Annotated in this window: 17 protein-coding genes; 3 read left to right on the top strand and 14 right to left on the bottom strand. The window is 30.2% G+C overall.

Going from position 1 to position 17,017, the window contains the following annotated elements; translation table 11 throughout:
- Positions 1 to 144: 144 nt before the first annotated feature.
- A complete protein-coding gene (locus LJD34_RS04455; RefSeq protein ID WP_227359282.1) occupies positions 145 to 1,710 on the bottom strand; it encodes an L-lactate permease in 1,566 nt (521 codons plus the stop codon).
- A 137-nt stretch (positions 1,711 to 1,847) separates the two neighbouring features.
- On the opposite strand from LJD34_RS04455, the gene LJD34_RS04450 reads away from it, so the two are divergent.
- Positions 1,848 to 3,149: a fused HPr family phosphocarrier protein/2-hydroxyacid dehydrogenase gene (locus LJD34_RS04450; RefSeq protein WP_032090322.1), complete on the top strand. Its 1,302-nt coding sequence runs from the start codon at positions 1,848 to 1,850 to the stop codon at positions 3,147 to 3,149.
- Between the two features lie 42 nt (positions 3,150 to 3,191).
- Here the strand turns inward: LJD34_RS04450 and LJD34_RS04445 are convergent, their stop codons facing one another.
- A complete protein-coding gene (locus tag LJD34_RS04445) occupies positions 3,192 to 3,455 on the bottom strand; it encodes a hypothetical protein (RefSeq protein ID WP_032090323.1) in 264 nt (87 codons plus the stop codon).
- Positions 3,456 to 3,579: 124 nt separating this feature from the next.
- Here LJD34_RS04445 and LJD34_RS04440 point away from each other — a divergent pair, with 124 nt between their 5' ends.
- Complete coding sequence (locus LJD34_RS04440; protein WP_227359281.1) at positions 3,580 to 3,798, top strand: hypothetical protein; 219 nt, start codon at positions 3,580 to 3,582, stop codon at positions 3,796 to 3,798.
- Between the two features lie 102 nt (positions 3,799 to 3,900).
- Here the strand turns inward: LJD34_RS04440 and LJD34_RS04435 are convergent, their stop codons facing one another.
- From LJD34_RS04435 to LJD34_RS04405, 7 genes are all read right to left on the bottom strand, one after another.
- Complete coding sequence (locus LJD34_RS04435; protein WP_175301066.1) at positions 3,901 to 5,223, bottom strand: NCS2 family permease; 1,323 nt, start codon at positions 5,221 to 5,223, stop codon at positions 3,901 to 3,903.
- A gap of 73 nt (positions 5,224 to 5,296) precedes the next feature.
- Entirely contained in the window at positions 5,297 to 6,010 is a 714-nt protein-coding gene (locus LJD34_RS04430; protein ID WP_032090331.1) for a DUF554 domain-containing protein, read from the bottom strand.
- Complete coding sequence (locus LJD34_RS04425; protein ID WP_227359280.1) at positions 5,998 to 6,837, bottom strand: HAD family hydrolase; 840 nt, start codon at positions 6,835 to 6,837, stop codon at positions 5,998 to 6,000. The genes LJD34_RS04430 and LJD34_RS04425 overlap by 13 nt, the downstream gene beginning before the upstream one ends.
- A gap of 78 nt (positions 6,838 to 6,915) precedes the next feature.
- A complete protein-coding gene (locus LJD34_RS04420) occupies positions 6,916 to 7,860 on the bottom strand; it encodes a calcium/sodium antiporter (RefSeq protein WP_119363531.1) in 945 nt (314 codons plus the stop codon).
- A gap of 13 nt (positions 7,861 to 7,873) precedes the next feature.
- Positions 7,874 to 8,443 carry a manganese efflux pump MntP family protein gene (locus LJD34_RS04415; RefSeq protein WP_227359279.1) on the bottom strand — a complete coding sequence of 190 codons (570 nt, stop codon included), beginning with the start codon at positions 8,441 to 8,443 and terminating at the stop codon, positions 7,874 to 7,876.
- Between the two features lie 178 nt (positions 8,444 to 8,621).
- Positions 8,622 to 9,794 (bottom strand): MFS transporter, encoded by a 1,173-nt coding sequence (locus tag LJD34_RS04410; protein WP_227359278.1) that lies wholly within the window; start codon positions 9,792 to 9,794, stop codon positions 8,622 to 8,624.
- A gap of 357 nt (positions 9,795 to 10,151) precedes the next feature.
- A complete protein-coding gene (locus tag LJD34_RS04405; protein WP_032090335.1) occupies positions 10,152 to 11,228 on the bottom strand; it encodes a M24 family metallopeptidase in 1,077 nt (358 codons plus the stop codon).
- A gap of 166 nt (positions 11,229 to 11,394) precedes the next feature.
- On the opposite strand from LJD34_RS04405, the gene LJD34_RS04400 reads away from it, so the two are divergent.
- Positions 11,395 to 12,588, top strand: a complete 1,194-nt coding sequence (locus LJD34_RS04400) for an MFS transporter (protein WP_227359277.1) — start codon at positions 11,395 to 11,397, stop codon at positions 12,586 to 12,588.
- Here LJD34_RS04400 and LJD34_RS04395 read toward each other — a convergent pair.
- From LJD34_RS04395 to LJD34_RS04375, 5 genes are all read right to left on the bottom strand, one after another.
- Entirely contained in the window at positions 12,585 to 13,184 is a 600-nt protein-coding gene (locus LJD34_RS04395; protein WP_227359276.1) for an MBL fold metallo-hydrolase, read from the bottom strand. The genes LJD34_RS04400 and LJD34_RS04395 overlap by 4 nt on opposite strands.
- 4 nt (positions 13,185 to 13,188) lie before the next feature.
- On the bottom strand, positions 13,189 to 14,595 hold the full coding sequence (locus LJD34_RS04390) for an ROK family protein (protein WP_227359275.1): 1,407 nt from the start codon (positions 14,593 to 14,595) through the stop codon (positions 13,189 to 13,191).
- 107 nt (positions 14,596 to 14,702) lie between these two features.
- Positions 14,703 to 15,452: an ABC transporter ATP-binding protein gene (locus tag LJD34_RS04385; protein WP_227359274.1), complete on the bottom strand. Its 750-nt coding sequence runs from the start codon at positions 15,450 to 15,452 to the stop codon at positions 14,703 to 14,705.
- The gene (locus LJD34_RS04380; RefSeq protein WP_227359273.1) at positions 15,433 to 16,713 is read right to left on the bottom strand and encodes an FtsX-like permease family protein; all 1,281 of its coding nucleotides are present in this window, start codon (positions 16,711 to 16,713) and stop codon (positions 15,433 to 15,435) included. The genes LJD34_RS04385 and LJD34_RS04380 overlap by 20 nt, the downstream gene beginning before the upstream one ends.
- Before the next feature lie 12 nt (positions 16,714 to 16,725).
- Positions 16,726 to 17,017 (bottom strand): hypothetical protein (locus LJD34_RS04375; protein WP_227359272.1); only part of this gene is annotated, 292 nt, incomplete at its 5' end.

The raw sequence follows: 17,017 nt of genomic DNA, 5'->3' as shown, positions 1-17,017 counted from the left end.
GAAATTAATACATATTTACTTTTTACAATGAATTAAAAAAGAAATCATTTACTGTGATTTCTCTTTTCATATAATAATTTAAAATCTACCTAAAGAAAAAGAAGTATCTTTTTACAGACACTTCCTAAATCATTTATTTTTAATTTAAGCAATTCCAAAGATTGCCCATACGTATTGTCCAAAGAAACATACGAGTGCACTAATAATAATGAATAAAGCAGCGTATGGTAATACTTTTTTAAGTAATTCTCCATCTCTACCCGCTTCATCAACAGCGACTAATCCAATAGCAATACTTTGTGGTGCCATCATTTTACCAGTAGCAACACCTAAGCTATTTGCGGCAACAAGCCAATATTTATTAGCACCAATACTTGCAGCAGTTGACATTTGAACTGATCCAAATAAAGCACTTGAACTTGTACCTGATCCTGTAACGAATGTACCTAATGCTCCTAACATTGGGGCAAAGAATGGATAAACAGGTCCAAATACTGAAAATAAAGCGGCAACGGCAGCAATCATTCCTGAATATTGCATAACACGAGCTGTTGCTAAAATAAATAACATTGTTAAAATTGTAAACATCATTTGTTTTAATGTTGCAATAAAGACAGCAACCATTTCTGATACTTTTGCTTTTTGGATAAATCCACCAACAATTGCACATAAAATAATTAAGACACCTGGTGTATTGATCCATGTAAATGTTGTCATACTTGCGTTTTTGTATGTAGAAATTTTTACACTTGTCGCAAATGATGATAACGCATCATGAATTGGTGGTACTAAATTACTTGTAAGTAATAAAACAACAAAGATTAAAACAAACGGTGATAATGCTTGTAAAGTTTTTCCTACTTTTAAAGGACTTCCTTTTTTTACTTCTAAACGATATTCATCAGGAATAGCATCAGGATTTGTAAATTTCATACTAGCTAAAATTGTACATACTAATGAGATAACTGAAGCTGCAACCCCCGCAAGTTCAGCACCAACAAAATATGAAACAACCATTTCTGGAATTAAGAAAGATAATCCTGAAACTAAAACAACTGGTACAATGCCTTTAAAGGCAGAAGATTTTCCTTTTGTACTTTTTCCTAAAATATAAACCATTACAAATGGTGTTAAAATAATTAAAACACTTAAAGCACAAGAAGTTGCAAAAGCGATTAAGTTATTTTCTAAACCTAAGTTTGTGGCAAGTGTTACTGTAGGAATAGCAATTGACCCATATGGTGTTGGTGTTGCATTGGCAACTAAACAAACAAGACATGCTAGAATTGGATTAAAATCTAAAACCCATAACATACTTGCTGGAATTGCAACAGCTGTACCAAATCCAGCCATCGCTTCCATGAAACCACCAAATGACCATCCAATTAATAAAACTAAAACACGTTTATCAGCGGATACACTTGTAAGTAATTTTTTAATCATATCGATTGATCCTGTACGTAAAGATAAGTTATACGTAAAAACAGCTGCAATAATTACAATAACGATTGGCCACATTGCAAATGCAAAACCTTCTAAAATAGAAGTTAATGTATCTGACATAGAGAATCCAAAATATGTTAATGCTTCAACAGCAGCAATAATTAAGGCACCTAAAGCAGCCTTATATCCTGGCCATTTTAAACCACATAAAGCGATTACTAACCAGATAATAGGTAATAAACCTAAGATAAAATTAATAATTAGCATTATTTTTCCCCCTCTTGACAAACTTATTATAGTGATATTTTATAAAATTTCCATTACTTTTGTAATTTTTCTCAATTTCTTCTTTATTCTCATATTTTTTGTGCTAAAATGGTCTTGCAAAATGGAGGAGATTTAAAATGAAAGAAATTAGTTATGTAGTTAATAACACATTAGGTATTCATGCAAGACCTGCTGCATTGCTTGCTCAATGTTGCGTGAATTTCAAAAGCCAAGTAAGAATTTACTTAGACGAAAAAGTTGCTGATGGAGATAACGTTCTTCAAATCTTAGCATTAGGTGCTAAAAAAGGTGATACTTTAAGACTTGATATCGATGGTGATGACGAAGAAGTTGCAGCAAAAGCAATTGAAGAATTATTACATGGTGCTTTTGAAGAAAAGAAACCTGTAGATGTTTTAAAAATCGCATTCTTTGGAACTAAAGATTATGATAGAACTTTCTTTAGTGAATTAGTAAAAGATAAAGGTCAAGGAACTTACAATTCAGATATCAAATATTTTGATTCTCAATTAGGACCTGAAACTGCTGGTTTAGCTCAAGGTTATGATGCTGTATGTATCTTCGTTAACGATAACGCTTCAAGACCAGTTGTTGAAAAATTACATGAATGTGGTGTTAAATTAATCTTATTACGTTGTGCTGGATTCAACAATGTTGATTTACAAGCTGCAAAAGAATGTGGAATTACAGTTTTACGTGTTCCTGCTTATTCACCATATGCAGTTGCTGAACATGCAATGGCAATTCTACAAGAAGCAAACCGTCGTTTACACAAAGCTTATACAAAAGTTAAAGATAACAACTTTGCTTTAAGTGGTTTATTAGGTTTAGACCTACATAATAAAGTTGCTGGTATCATGGGTACTGGTAAAATCGGTCAATGTATGGCTAGAATTTGTAAAGGTTATGGTATGACAGTTTTAGGATGGGATGCTTATCCTAATCAAGCATTAGTTGATGAAGGTTTATTAACTTATGTAAGTAAAGAAGAATTATTAAAGAGAGCTGATTTAATTTCTTTACACTGTCCATTAATTATGGGAGATAATGGAACTTATCATTTAATTAATGATGAAACAATCGCTTTAATGAAAGATACAGTTATGTTAGTTAATACAAGTAGAGGACCTATCATTGATCCTGAAGCATTAATCAGAGCATTAAAACAAGGTAAATTCCATGCTGTTGCTTTAGACGTATATGAAGGTGAAGATAATAACGTTTATACAGATAAAAGTGATGTTGCTATCACAAACGATATCACAGCTCGTTTACAAATGTTCCCTCAACTTGTTTTAACAAGTCACCAAGCATTCTTTACTCGTGAAGCTTTACAAGCAATCGCTGTTGTTACAATGGAAAATGCACGTAACTTCAATGAAGGTAATGAATTAGGAAGCGCTGAATGTAAAGCATAATAATAATGGAGCCAAGTGTGGCTCCTTTTTTATTACTTAAAATTACGATATTATTTTTAATAATTCTTGGGTTAATTTTGAATCTAAAGCAGTAAATAGCTTTTTACCTTGGTTGTTTGTGAATACATAACATATATCGTTTTTTTCTTGATATTGTAAGGCACTTTTGTATTTAGGAAGTTCAAATTTAACTCCATTTTTAATCTTATCTAAAACATATTCTTTTTCTCCAAAAGTACTATCAATCACCACTTTATTGTTTTCAATATCAATCACTTTAATTGTCGTAAGATGAACATCAAACATACATAATCCCTCCTTTTTTATAAATTATAATACTTACTTGTGTAAATCTTGTGTTTTCAATTGTAAGTACATAATATTTACACATAATAATGTTATAATATAATAAAGGTAAGAGGTGATCTATATGAAGATTATTTATTCAGTAGTTTTTATTATTATCATCATTATTGGAATTTATCTTTATTTATTCATCCAAGATAGAAAAAATAAAGGTAAAGAAAACAAAGAAACTTACTTAAAAACAAAAGAACTTCATGATTTATCCAGAGATGTTCATAGTGACAACTATGAAATTTCAAGAGCACAAGCACATATGACTTTCCGCAGTCCCGGAGGCATGTAAGCTTACACTCTAACCCTATCATATTGAAAAGGATGTACAAAACATCCTTTTCATTTAAATAAAAAAAGAGTCTTACGCCTAAGCGTAAAACTCATTTCTTCACTATTTAGGTAAGAACACTAAGAAGATTACAAAACAGATATCTAAGATCCATACGATTGGCTTAATTTCTTTAATTTTACCAACACCAATCATAGAAACGGTATATGTAATAAATCCAATAGCAATACCATTTGAAATAGAATAAGCCAAGATCATAAAAATAACTGTCATGAATCCACTTGCTGCATAAACAAGATTATCCCATTCAATACCTTTTAATTGTTGTGCCATTAAAATACCAACAATAATTAATGCAGGCGCTGTCACTGCACTTGTAACACATGAAAGTAATGGTGAAAAGAAAACAGATAATAAGAAGCATACCCCAGTAGTAACCGCAGTTAAACCAGTTCTTCCCCCTACTTCAACACCTGAAGTTGATTCAACGAATGATGTAACAGTTGAAGTTCCAGCAATAGAACCAATAACTGTACCGATTGAATCAGCTAATAAAGCACGATCTACGTTTTCTAGATTTCCAGTTTCATCAACTAAATTTGCTCTGTTACATACAGCAACTAAAGTCCCTGCAGTATCAAAGAAATCAACAAATAATAATGAAAAGATGGCTACATAACATTGTGGATGTGAAGTTAATTCTCCAAGTCCTGAAGCAAATGCTCCTACTAATGAAAAATCAAAGTCAAATGAAATAACTCCAGTAGGAATTTCTGGCATTCCTTCAACACCACAAACTCCAGCAAAAATTCCCACAACAGCTGTAACAACTAAACCATAGAAAACAGCTCCAGAAACATTTTTAGTTAAAAGTAATAAAGTAATTAAAATACCAACTACTGCTAAAATAACTGTTGGTTCTTGTAAGTTACCAAGACCGACAAATGTTGATTCATTTGCGACAATAATACCTGCATTTTTTAGACCAATGAAGGCAATAAAGAAACCAATACCTGCCCCAATTGCTAATTTAAGCTGTGCAGGAATAGCATTAATAATCATTGTTCTAATTCCTGTAATAGAAATAACTAAGAAAATAATACCTGAGACAAAAACACAGGCTAAGGCTCCTTTATAAGATAAGCCCATACCAAAACAAATTGTATAAGTAAATAAAGCATTCACACCCATACCAGCAGATAAAGCCACTGGATAGTTTGCAACAAGTCCCATAATAATGGTAGCTACAGCAGAAGCAATAGCAGTTGCAAGGAATACCCCTTGAACAGACATTCCCGTTTCACCAAGCATTGCTGGATTGACTGCTAAAATATAAGCCATTGCTAAGAATGTTGTCACACCAGCTAAAATTTCAGTTTTTACTGTAGTGCCTTTTTCACTTAACTTAAAAAACTTGTCTAACATAAATTTCCCCCTTCTTCAAACGTTATTATCGTACATTATTTTTAGACAATTGACAAGCAAACAAAAAAAGCACTTACATAAAAAGTGCTAATAACAAGGGCATAAATACCGCTGGTAAAAGATTGCCTACTTTAATTTTTGTATGAAAACATAAATTTGTCCCTACCGCAAATATTAAAACCGAACCCACAAAAGAAATATTAGAAATCATCGTCGTCGTAAAATAAGGTGCTAGAAAAGAAGCACAAACTGTCAGTAATCCTTGATAAACAAAGATAGGAATTGCGGAAAAAATAGTTCCCACACCTAATGTTGAAGCAAAGACCATAACAATAACAAAGTCCATGACCGCTTTTGAAATCAAGATACTTGGATCATGTAGTAAACCATCTTGAAAAGAACCAACAATAGCCATGGCTCCTACACATATAACAAGTGAAGTTGAAACGAAACCTTCAATAAATTTAGAATCATTGCTTTTTACTTTACTTTTTAAATAAAAACCGAACTGTTCAATTCTTTTTTCAATATTAATAAATTCTCCTATTAAAGCTCCAAAACATAAAGATAAAACAAGAATTAAAGAACCCGTTGACTCTATTATTGATTTAGAAATCTTTAACATCCCTGTCATCGCCCCTGAAATACCGACAAACAAAACTGCTAAACCAATTCCTTGCATAATCGTTTCTTGATACCTATTTTTTAAACCATTTTTTAACAACAAACCAATAATACCACCTACAACAACAGCTATAGTATTAACAATTGTTCCTAATCCAAACATTCAAACAATCCTAACCTTTCCATTTCATAATACACACCATCATTTTCAACACTTTCACAAATGTTATCAGCACTTGCTTTTAACTCTTGGCATGCATTTTTCATTGCTACACCATAATTGCAAACTTGTAACATTTCATAATCATTCATACTGTCACCAAAAGCAATCGTATCTTCCATTTTCATATGAAGTGTTTCAACGACCTTTTTAATGGCAAGCCCCTTATCCATTCCTTTTTTGATGATTTCACCATTGATAGAATGTTGGCTAAACATTTCATGAACAATAAAATGGTAATTTGGTAAGAGTATTTTTGTTTTTTCAATATCTTCTCTATTAAAAGCAATGAAACAAAGTTTATGAATTCCTTGATCTTGATATTTGCTTATATCAATCATATGATATTCTTTCCTTTGTTGTTCTTTTAATCTTTCAAACTCTGAATTAGTACCCTCATCACCTAACAAGGCATGAGCAAAATAATGACGTAATTCATCACTAGCAAAAGTCATATAAGTTGATTCTAAATTATAAAGCATATGATTTTGCTCAAAAACTTTTCTTGCTTGTTCAACTTCTTCTTTATCTAAATAAGTTGTTTCAATCATTTCCCCTTTAATTTCAAGATAACCACCCGCTGAACAAATACAACCATCAAAATCATCAGACATTATATTTTCTATACCTACGCGATTTCTACCGGTACATAAAAAAATCAAATGTCCATTCTCTCTTGCTTTTTTAATTCCTTTTTTTACAAGAGCTGATAAAGGATAATTTGGTGTAACTAATGTTCCATCTATATCTAAAAATACTATTTTTTTCATGCTTCTACCCCTTTTTCAATGCTTTTATTCTAATTGTTTTTCTTTCTTTTAGCAACAAAAAAAAGAGAGCAATGCTCTCTAACGTATAATGATATAGGCTAAGTAAGCGACATAAAGAAGAAGCATAATAATTCCTTCTTTACGATCAATTTTATGTTTCGTAAATCCAAAATATAAAACTATTAAAGAAAAAATTGTTAAAATAAGAATATCAATAATATTTTCAAAGATAAAAGTAATTGGACTAATTGTTGCTGCAATACCTAAAACAAATAAAATATTAAAAACATTTGAACCAATAACATTTCCAAGAGCCATATCTACTTCACCTTTTTTAGCAGCTACCATTGAAGTAACAAGTTCTGGTAAAGAAGTTCCAAGCGCAACAATGGTAAGACCGACTAAGTTTTGTGACATTCCTAAAGATAAAGCAATATTGGAAGCACTATCTACTACAAAATCTCCACCAAATTTAATAGCGATTGCTCCACCAACAATATAAACCAAGCTTAATCCCATTGAAATAACTTTAATTTCTTCTTCCTCTTGATATGTATTCATGGCTTTTTTAGCCGAAACAATCATGTAAACAATATATCCTACAAATAAAATCAAAAGAACAATTCCATCAATATGTCCTAAGATCATCCCAAAATAACCTAAGATCATTAATAAAATAGCACATAAAACAGAAAATGGAAATTCTCTTTTAAGCGTATTTACTTGCACTGCAATCGGTACAAATAAAGCAGATATACCACAAACAACCATTAAATTAAAAATATTAGAACCTACGGCATTTGCCACCGCTAAAGCATTATTTCCATCCATTGATGCTGTAATACTGACAGCACATTCAGGTAAACTTGTTCCCATAGCCACAATTGTTAAACCGATGATTAATGAAGGAATATGAAATCTTGTGGCAATAGAAGAACTTCCTTCTACAAAGAAATCCGCTCCTTTCATTAATAAAATAAAACCAACAATAAGAACTAATAATGATACAAATACATTTGTCATAACTTTCTCTCCTTTAAAATATTCCTAGATGTTCTAATAAAATCTTTAAACCAATTACAATTAAAATAATCCCACCAGCAATTTCTGCTTTATGTTCATATTTTGACCCAAAAATCTTACCAATATAAACACCAATAAAAGAAATAATAAAAGTTGTACAACCAATAATACTCATACATTCCACAATTGGATAATTTAAAAAAGTAAACGTAATTCCTACAGCTAAAGCATCAATCGATGTTGCAATCGCAAGTAAAAATAATTCCTTTAAATCTAATTTAAATTCTCCTGTTTCTTCATCATCTTCTGCTTTAATTCCATCAATAAGCATCTTACCACCAATAATACCTAATAAAATAAAAGCAATCCAATGATCAATACTCGTAATATAACTTTCAAAACCTTTTCCTAAAAACCATCCAATAAAAGTCATTAAAGCCTGAAAGCCTCCAAAAAATAGTGCAATAATAAAAACATCTTTCTTTTTTATCTTTTTCATTGATAAACCTTTACAAATAGATACTGCAAAAGCATCCATTGAAAGACCTACTCCAATCAAAAAGATTTCAATAAACAAACTCATACCAAATTCCTTTCTTCCTAAAATAAAAGAGGCCCATGCATAAAAAAACTTATGCATGAGTCTCGTTCTTTAAGATTTGCCAGGCTTACGCCATGATGTTGACAAACCGCGTCCTAAGACGTGTACTACTCCCTCATTCAACATCTTGATAGTATCAAAGTCTTTAAGTAAAAGCAAGTTATTTTTTGACTTTTACACTTACAAATTTACAAATAAAGATAATAACGGCCCCAAGAGCTGTCATTAAATAAACAAAAGTGAATAACGCATTTAAACCTATAGTATCTTGTAAAATACCACCTAAAACATTTCCTAAAGTTGACCCTATTCCTGATGTCATAATACCAATCATTGTTTGTCCTGACATTTGATCTTGGGTATCTAGATTATAAGTCACATAGTAAGTAATAACCCCTGTAAATAATCCATAAGAAAGTCCTTGGAACATCATTCCAATAATTAAAACGATAAGATTTGGTGCTAAACCAATGGTATAGTTACGACAAATATAGAAAATAGAAGCCACTAAAATAAGGGTCACACTATTAAATTTCTTCATAAGTTTTGGTACAGTCATCATGACTGGTAATTCACTAAAGGCCATAGCAAACATAGCTACCCCATAAAGTGACGTATTTCCACCTAAGCTTTTAACAATATTAATTAAATAAGTACCGATCGCTGTTGCTCCAGAAAACATAAAGCAAAAACCTAAAAGTAAGAAAAAGAAGATTTTATATTTTTTAATAACAGTAACAACAGAGCCTTCTTCTTGAACTTCTTCTGTTTTTGTCTTTGTAATCTTCGATTCAGGTAAATGATATAAAATAAATAATGTCACTAAGGCAAAGACACAGTAGGCAATTGATAAAATATTAGCTCCTAAAAATGAAACGACTTGTCCAAAAACCAAAGCACTTGTCGCCCACGAAGCTGAACCAATTCCACGCGCAAGTCCAAAGTTAACATATGTTCCTTCATTGATATAATTCATTGCTATCATCGTAAGCATAGGTACTGTTGACATATTTAATGCATACATGATGACATAGAAAATCATAACTAAAAAGGCTGGTATTGGTAAAAAAGCCATCACAATATATAACAAAACTGTTGTTAACATTAAAAATGTCATTAATTTTTTGATTGTCATTCCTTTAATTTTAGAAATTAAAGATGACATAAATGGTGATAGGAAAATTGTAGCAACACAAGAACCACCTGTCACAATTCCAATTTCCGTATTTGATAAACCTTTTGATTGTAAGAAAACGGCAATGAAACCATTAATACAACATCCAGTAAACCAATAAAATAAATGTAAAAAGTTATATTTTGCTTTTAATGACATATTTCTTCCTCCCTAATCGTAAAATACATTCTAACATAATTTTTTAAAGATGATGCTATTTTCATAATTTGAAAAAGAAAAGAAAGGGTTTACCCTTTCTAAAGTTTTAAAGCAAGTTGAGTAGCTTCAAAAATAGCTTTTTTAGCGTCACAACTTTACTTGCATCTTGATTAATTTTGATAACTTTACTTTCTAAAGTAAATTCTACATGAAGTTGTTTTAAATGATCTAATAAATTAAATCTTGATCTTTTAGAGGCAAGTGGTGCTTTGTATCATCAAAATCATTCTAAAACACTTGCTTTATTTTTAGAGTATTTAAAAAGCATAGATTAGATTTTCTAACCTATGCTTTTAATTAGTCATTACCAATAACTCTTAAATCTTTTGGATAACTATTTAAGACCTTACATCCATCTTTTGTAACGAGTACAAGATCTTCGATTCGAACGCCAAATTCACCTTGTAAATAAACACCTGGTTCAATAGAGAAAGTCATGCCTTCTTGAACTTCTAAATCAAAGTTTTGTGAAACATCACACCATTCATGGACATCACGTCCAATGAAATGTCCTAAACGATGGTTAAATTCAACCGTATAACCACCTTCAGCAATGATATCTCTGGCACATTTATCAATATCACAAAGTCTAACACCTGGTTTAATCATTGCTTCTGCTGCTTTTTGTGCTTTTAACACAAGTTCATAAACTGTTTTTTGTTTTGGTGATACTTCTTTATAGAAAACAGTTCTTGTCATATCACTACAATACCCTTTATATAAACCACCAATATCAATAACAATACTGTCACCAGCTTTTAAACGGCTATCATCTCCACTATGATGATTATCTGCTCCATTTTTACCATAGGCAACAATTGGTTCAAAAGAATTTCCTACACACCCATGTTTTTGATAAATTCCTTCAAGTTGTTTAGAAACTTCTTCTTCTGTTAAATTACCTTTAGCACAAATATTAATGACTTCATCGACAACTAAATCATTGATTTTTGAAGCTTCTATCATGAGTTGTTGTTCTTTTTCATCTTTGATCATTCTCACACGATCAACACATTCAGATCCTAATTCAAAATGACATTCATCTACTAAATTCATTAAAGGAATTAAGAATCTTGCCGGAAAGTTTTTATCGATTCCAATAGAACATGCCCCATCAAATTCATCTGCAAGTAATTGAAGATAATTATCTGTATCACTATACCATACTTGTTCAATATCAAGTTCATGATCTAAATAAAATAAATTGTTCATAAATAATTTATGATGTCCATCACTTGATAAAAGAAGTAAATACATTCTTTCACCTGGATTATTTTTATAATTGATTAAATAATCAATTGATGATGGATCACTAATAATTAAATGCGTTAATTGTCTTTTTTGCATTTCTTTAAGTACTTTTTCTAATCTCATCTCTTTATCCCCCTACTGCTAACTATTTTAATACGTTTATCTAAAAAATTAAAGAAATATAATCATATTTATTTCAATGCCTAAAAAGCATTAAAAACATAAATTATAAGTATTAGACATTATATAAAACTCTTTATAAAATAGAATCAGAAAAGGAGGACACATTATGAAAAAACATTGGTCCGTTTTAATTTGTTGCTGTGGTTTAGCTGCAGCATCGATTGGTATTTCAATTAATTCGTCAGGTGTTTTTTATACACCTGTTTCAAAAAGTTTACATATGTTAAGAGGTACATTTTCAATGCATATGACACTTTTTTCTCTGGCAACTGCTATCATGTCATTGTTTGTACCAAAGATCTATCAAAAATTTTCTTTTAAAAAGATTCTAACTTTCAGTGTTATTATTGCCGTTGTTTCAACAGCCGCTATGGCACTTGGAAAAAATGCCATTACTTTCTATGTTTTAGGAGCCATTCGTGGTATGTCAACAAGTCTTTTTTCCATTGTACCCATTACCATGATTATCAATGGGTGGTTTGAAAAGAAACATGGTCTTGCGACAAGTATTGCCTTGGGTTTTAGTGGTTTAGGTGGAACGCTTTGTTCTCCAGTTTTATCAAGTGTAATCAGTTCTTTTAATTGGCAAATGGGCTATCTATTAAAAGTGGTTATTCTTTTACTTTTATGTTTACCAGCTGTTCTTTATCCATTTTCGATGAATGCTAAAGATGAGGGATTGCTTCCTTATGGTTATCAAGAAAAGCAAGAAACAACACAAAATCAAGCAACATCATCATTCCATTTTATGTCAATTTCTTTTATTTCTTTCTTCATTTTTGGTATGTTGACTAGCTGTATTACCAGTGTAACACAACATTTACCAGGTTATGGTGAATCATTAGGTTTTCCTTTAACTTCATGTGCGATTTTATTATCTTCAGGAATGATGGGTAATATTGTTTCTAAATTAGTTATTGGAAGTTTAAGCGATCATTTTGGTGAAATGAAAGCAACCTTAATGATGATTACAGTGAATATTTTAGGAATTGTCTTATTAATAATTGGACGTTCTATGACACTTCTTATTGTTGGTGCTTTCTTATTTGGTTCATGTTATTCTTTAGGAGCTGTCGCTGTTCCTTTACTTACCAAATATTTCTTTAAAACAGAAAACTATGCAAAGGCATTTCCAACGATTTCTTTTGCCTCTAATGTTGGTGCAGCTATTTCTTTATCGATGGTAGGTTATATTTATGATTTCTTCGGTTCTTATATTTATGCTTTTATCATCGCTCTTGCTATGATTTTTGTAAGTATCCTCTTATTAATGATTACAACAAAAACCAAGGAAAATTAATTCCTTGTTTTTTTAAATACAACTGTTTGTTTTTTAGTATCCTTATTAACTTCCAAACAATCATCAACATAAGTAACAGAAGATGATTGTTGAATAAATTCTTCATTGGTTGATAATACATCATAACCAAATTCATGACTGCGATAATGCATTGGTATAACAATACGTGGTTTTATACGTTCAATATATTTTAAAGCTTCTTTGGTATCAATTGTATAATAGCCACCGATCGGAATCATCAAGACATCACAGTTTTTAAGTTTTGAAACATCATCCATCATACAACCTATATCTCCCATATGAACAACTTTCAGATCTTCAAAATCAACGATATGAATCGTATTTTTACCTCGATGACTTCCTTGATGATGGTCATGATAGGTTTCAATACATGTCACTTTAAAATCTTTTGGTGCTACTTCTACACAATTTCTTGCATTATGATCATCATGTTCATGAGAACACAACACAAGATTTGCCTTCAATTTTAAAGAATTTAATCCTGGAACTGAATTTGCTTGATAAGGATCAAAAACAATTGTTCCATCTTTTCCTGTTATTTCAAAACATGAATGTCCATGCCAAATAATATTCATTTTCTTACTCCTTTGCACTTAAAATCATAGCTCCTAATAATATATATTCTAAAATATTTTCCACTTTAATAATCTTTGGATACACTTTTAAAGAATATTGACTCAATGATTTTTTTATTTCATCACTAACATCTTGACTATCTAATATCAAATCACTATAAACAACAATCGCTTCAGGTGCCACAATCGCAATAATACTCATGATATTTTTAGTCACCAACTCCAAAGTACCTTCTGGAGTATTAGCTAGCGTTAAATAAGCATCCGAAAGATTTAAAGGTAATAATGCTACTTCACCTGCTAAATGATCCATTCCTCTTACCAGTTGTCCACTTACAATAATCCCACTTCCTGCCATACGACCAATTGGTTGGAATAAAAAAGCAAGTGATTTATATTCATTTTGTGAAGCATAATAACCAACAACCGCTGCATTAACATCATTAATTAAATAAATTTCTTTTTCATATCTTTTTTCTAAGCGTTCTTTTAATTGATGATTACCACCTTCTATAATCCCTGAATAAACATTTCCTTCAACCATAATACCCGGTAAAGCAATAGAAATCACATCAATCATTTCATTTTGTAAAACAACTGTATCCAAAGCATCCAATACATCTTGAAGTTTAATATTACTTTTAATAATATTACTATCTAAGACAATATCTTGATGCGAATTATATAAACGATAAGAAATATGACTATTTTCACCATTAGCATTAATAGATACCGCTAAAACATGTTTATTTGTCTTTATTTCCATCATTGAAGCTAATGGTTCAACATAACCATTATATTTATTTTCTTTATGTTTTAAAGATTCTTCTACAAAAGTAATCAATGCACCCACATTATAAGAAGCAAAAATTTGTGTTGGTATCTTTAAAACAAGTTTGTTTTTAAATACTTTTTCAACTTGTAATTTAACATAAGATACTTGTGGTGCTAATAAAATAACATCATAGTTTTGAGCAACATTATATATTTTTTGATAAGAAGTAGCGGCTACTTCCATATTTAAATTTAATACTTTAATACCATTTTTTATTTTATCTGCAAAAAAGGCTGTTGTCATTCCACCACTACAACATAGTAAAAGTCGACAGATCGGTTGATCTATCATTTTTTTAATACATTGAGCCATTTCTTCAAATAAAGAAATGGCATGTTTAAGTGTCTTGAATTGAAAATGGAGATAAAAAGCCATTTCATCTGTTCTTTTATTCATTACACATAATTCAATGATACATTGTGGATTAAAGGTTACATAGCTATAACAATATTCATTTTCTATAATAATTGCATCTGGATCAGTTTCACTTTGATGAAGATGATAATAATCCCTTTTTTGATTATTGATCCATTCTCTAAATACAGATGTTTGTATTTCTCTTAAAAAATCATCCATTTCAATCCCACCTTTATTGCTATTTTAACACACTATCGCACATCAATGAAAGCTCTTACAAAATTAGAAAAAATAATTCTATATAAAAAACAGGAAAAACTCCTGTTTTATAAATGCATTTGTGTTGTAACTTTAACAATTTCTTTATAATAATCATCTTGTGATTTTGTAAGACGATCTATCGATAAATCTAAATGTCCATCTTTCATGTAATAAACTTTCTTTGAATAAGAAGCAACAAAGCTATCATGCGTCACCATAATAATCGTTGTATGTTTTTCTTCATTGATTTTAACAAGATATTCCATCAGTTCTCTGGCATTTAAACTATCTAGATTTCCTGTAGGTTCATCAGCGAAGATAATCTTTGGCTCGTTGATCAACGCTCTAGCAATCGCAGCTCTTTGTTGTTGTCCACCTGAACATTGGGATGGATATTTATCAATGATTTCTTCAATGTTTAACATTTTTGTAAGTTCATTTAATTTTTCTAGTTGTGTTTTTTGATCCACTTTATTTAGTCTTAATGAAAATAAAATATTATTTTTGATTGTTAATGATTCAATAAGATTATAATTTTGAAAAATAAAACCAATTTCTTCTTTCCTTAAATTTGCTTTTTCTTTTTCTGATAAAAGAAGTAAATCTTTTTGATTAAGAAAAATTTGTCCATGAGTGGCTTCATCTATCGTTGACAAGATATTAACAAGTGTCGTCTTCCCTGAACCAGAGGCACCCATAATACAAATAAAATCACCTTTTTCTACTTCAAAATCTAATCCATTTAAAGCCACCTTAGGATGAATGCCATAAGGATTATAAACTTTCTTTAAATTTCTAATTTCCATGTAACTCATAATTTTGACCTCTTTTCTTTAAATAAACAATCAATTCAGCCATTCCATAAGGAACAACAAACTCAAGTAAAACAATACCAACAAGTCCTAAATCAATCGATGCACGAATTAAAAAAGTACAAGCAATACTTAAAATATAAATACCTGCAAAGATCCATAAAACAACATAAAATCCATTTCCTTCTTTATAAGATATTTTCTTAACATCTTGATTTGTAAGTCCCATCTTACATAAGTTTTTAAAATGTTCTTTCTTTTCTAAAGCATCGATATCAAAACGACTGACAACACTTAAACATAAAACAAAATTAATTAAGACAGCGCCAATGTGTAAAGCAATATGCAACATCTTCATATGAAGCGATGAGAAAATAAATGTTGGTATTAAAATGACGGCTAACATAATAAAGACAATGAGTAATTTACTTTGTTGCATAAATAAAGCTAAATCACCTAAAACAATCGTATCTTCTCCTTTTAGATTCAACGAATCAACCATTTCATTTAAAGTATGAGGAATGAAATAATAAAATAAACCATAAGCACTGATAGCTCCAATACAAGAAGCAATCGCAAATCCTGCATCTAATTCTTCTCCTACATACATCGCATAAAGTCCTAAGAAATAACCTAAAATATAGATATAATCAGGTATGACAAATACACGATGATCTTCTTTTTGTGTCGTAATGTATTTATCTTTAATAAGTGATGATAAAGAATTATTGTTGATATAGTTGATTTGCATAGCAATTAAAACAACTAAAATACAAATAACTAAAATCCCTATCATTGAAAATAATCTTGTACTAAAATAGAAAACACTTTGATGAATATGACAATAACGATAGACAACTGTTAAAAAAATCGGTGTTGTCACTAATGATAAGCAACAAGTGATTATTACTGAAACAACCATGAGCATAATCATTTGAACTAATTGATAAAGAATAACTTTTCCTTGATTAAATCCTGCCATTTTAAGCATTCCTATTTCTCTGGCATGAAGTTTCATATAATAGTTACATGAATAACAAATCAATGAAACACAAACCATTAAAATAAACAATCCCATCAACATAATGCAATAAGGTTCACTAAAATCAAGAATATCATCATATGTCACCTTTTTAGCGAGATATGGATTAATAATAAAATGTAAAAACAATAAACAAATACTAAGTGTTGTAACAATAGAAATAACTAAGCCATACGCTTTTTTTCTTTCTGTCCACAACATTTCTAATGCAAACTTCAACATAACTTTCACCTACTATTCTAATGCTTTTTTAATATCACTTGCTTTGTAATAAACATGATCAATTTTTTTGTTTTCTACATGAATAAGCATTGGTACTTGTTTTATTGTAATATCTTTATAATCTGTCACATTTTTATAATCAAAATCTTTTCCTGTTTTTAATGTAGTATCTTCAATATTGAAAAAATAAAGATTTGAATACCCACTTAAAGTTTTTTTGACATCATCATTTACTTCTTCACATTGTTTATTTCCTGTTTCATAGAAATAAACATAATATGAATCATAATCTTTACTATTCAAT

The sequence above is a fragment of the Faecalibacillus sp. MSK20_93 genome, from assembly GCF_020589945.1.
Lineage (GTDB): Bacteria > Bacillota_I > Bacilli_A > Erysipelotrichales > Coprobacillaceae > Faecalibacillus > Faecalibacillus intestinalis.
This window is presented reverse-complemented; position numbering and strand designations above follow the sequence as displayed.